The sequence below is a fragment of the Blastomonas sp. CCH1-A6 genome (assembly GCF_001556365.1).
Taxonomy (GTDB): Bacteria; Pseudomonadota; Alphaproteobacteria; order Sphingomonadales; family Sphingomonadaceae; genus Blastomonas; species Blastomonas ursincola.
The window spans coordinates 1-2,441 of record NZ_LSIS01000341.1; the positions used below are offsets into that span (position 1 = coordinate 1).

The following is a 2,441-nucleotide window of genomic DNA, read 5'->3' on the forward strand; positions in this document are numbered from 1 at the left end:
CAGCTATACCCGGCTGCAGAACAGCCTCAAGGTCGCCGGGCTCGAGGGCGAGAACTTGGCGGGTGTGCAACAGCGCCTTCTCGACCTCTCGGGCCGCTATGGCGTCAACATCGAGGAGCTGGCGCGCCTGTTCGGCAACTCGTCGCAGGCGGCGTCCGATCTTGGCGCCAGCCAGGACCAGCTTGTCCAGCTGACCGAGGCGACGGCGCAATCGCTCAAGATCACCGGCACGAGCGCGGTGCAGGCGCAGGGGGCTATCCTCGGCCTGACGCAGGCGCTTGCCAGCGGGACGGTGCGTGCCGAGGAGTTCAACCAGATCAACGAAGGCGGCTTGCGCCCGCTGTTGCAACTCGCGGCCAATACCGAGCAGTTCGGCGGCAGCGTCGCCAGGCTTCGCCAGGCCGTGGTGGACGGCAAAGTAAGCTCCGAGCAGTTTTTTCAGGCCATTCTTAACGGCTCGGCGGAGCTTGAAGGTAAGGCCAGCAAGGCGACGCTCACGATCGCGGGGGCTTTCGAGTCTCTCAACAGCCAGCTGACGGTGTATGTTGGCGAGGCTGCGGAGGCGAATGGCGTCACCAACGCGCTGGCGACCGGCATCCAGACGCTGGCTAACAATCTGAACGTGGTCATCCCTGCCCTGGCTGCGATCGGGTCCGTGTTGGTCGTGGGGCGGGTTGCAGCCTATACCGCTGGCCTGCTCTCTGCTGCCAGCGCGGCGGGCGGTCTTAGTGTGGCTGCTGCTGGCGCAGGGCGCGCGCTGCTTGCGGCATTCGGCGGGCCAGTGGGCATCGCGGTCAGTGCGCTGGCGGTTGGGGTTGGCTATCTGGCGACTCGCACCGAAGAAGGATCGGTCGCCAGCGGCGTATATCGTAAAGCCCAAGACGCAGCGGCAGAAGCCTCGCAGCGGGCAGGCGATGCCGCCGACAAGCTTGCAACAGCAACGGGCCGCGCTCGCGTGGAGGCGCTGGCCAATGCCAAGGTATTGCGCGAGGAAACCAAGCAGAAGCTGGCCAGTGCCCAGGCCAGTCTGATTTTGGCCACAGCAGAAGCTGCGCGTGCCCAGTCACTTGCGAAGCGCACTGCCTCCAATCAGTTCGTCAATGCTGACTTACGCACCGGAGCTGTTGCCAAACGCGCGACCGCCGCAACGGCATCTGAGGCGACGGCCAATGAGGCTGCCGCGCGTGAATCAGTGCAAGTCCTCCAAGCTGCGCTCGACAAGGTAAATGCGGCCATCAATGCGGCCCCGGCAGTCGGAGCTGTCGGCGCGGGGCCGATCGAGAAGCGCGGGCGAGGAGGTGGTGCTACAGCATCCGGCCCTAGCGCGACAGAGATCACTGCCCGCTTCAACTCCGAACTGATCGCGCTGACACAGCAGACGCTTTCGGCGCAATCTTCGTTCGCGACCAGCGCGAACGAGCGGGCAGAGCTTGAGCTGCGGGCCGTCGAGTTCGCCAGGATCGCGGCGCAGAACGACATTGATGCCGCGACCGAATACAGCGCGGCGCAGAAAAAACGGCTGCTCGCACAGGTCGAGGAACTGGCGTTCTATGAACGCGAGCGCATTGCCCGCGACGAACGCGAGCAACTTGAGCAGGAAGCGCAGGATATTGCCGAGGCGCGTTTCCGCGCGCAGGAAGACCTTCTGCAAGGTCAGCTCGATCTTGCGCAGAGCGATGGCGAGCGCCGCGATCTGGCGCTTCAGCTGCTCGACCTTGAGTTTCAGTATCGCGACGATTTGCTTGAGCGCATCAAAAACAACAAGGACTTGAGTAAGGCTGTGCGCGACCAGGCCGAGATTGCGCAGGGGGCCTTGCGCGCGGCACAGCCGGGCCGTGTCGAGAATGCCCGGCGTGATACCGAATCGCCGGGCGAGCGGTTCCTGCGAGAGGTGCAGCGCAGTCAGCAGCAATTGACCGAGGATTTCCAGAGCGTCGCGGTCGATGGGCTGCAGTCGCTCAACGACGGGTTGGTCGATGCGATCGTCAACGCCAAATCGCTTGGCCAGGTGTTCAGCGGCGTGGCCAAGCAGATCGTTGCCGACCTTCTGCGCATCGCAATCCAGCAGGCTGTCATCCGACCGCTCGCGGAATCGCTGTTCGGCGGCGGTGGTGGCGGCGGCGGCGGCATCGGCGGCATCCTCTCGTTCGCATCCCTGTTCTCTGGCGGCGGCGGTTCGGGTATTGGCAGCGCGTTTAGGGCCGGTTCGTCTGTTGCTGCTGCCGCGCGCCGTGTGGTCGGCCGCGCATCCGGCGGGCCGGTGTCCGCTGGCCGCCTCTACCGCGTGAACGAGGCGGCGGGCGCGGGTGGCGTCGAGTTTTTCCAGCCTGCGCAGAACGGCAAGATCATCCCGCTCGGCCAGACCCGGGCGGCGATGGGCGGCGGCCAGCAATCCATCTCCGGCACCATCACCATCTCGCTGTCCGAGGATATCGACGGCC

1 protein-coding gene is annotated in these 2,441 nt (G+C 65.3%); it reads left to right on the plus strand.

What is annotated here, in order from left to right:
* Positions 1 to 2,441, plus strand: a 2,441-nt coding sequence (locus AX735_RS16475; protein WP_066282463.1) for a tape measure protein, incomplete at both ends; no start/stop codon positions are given.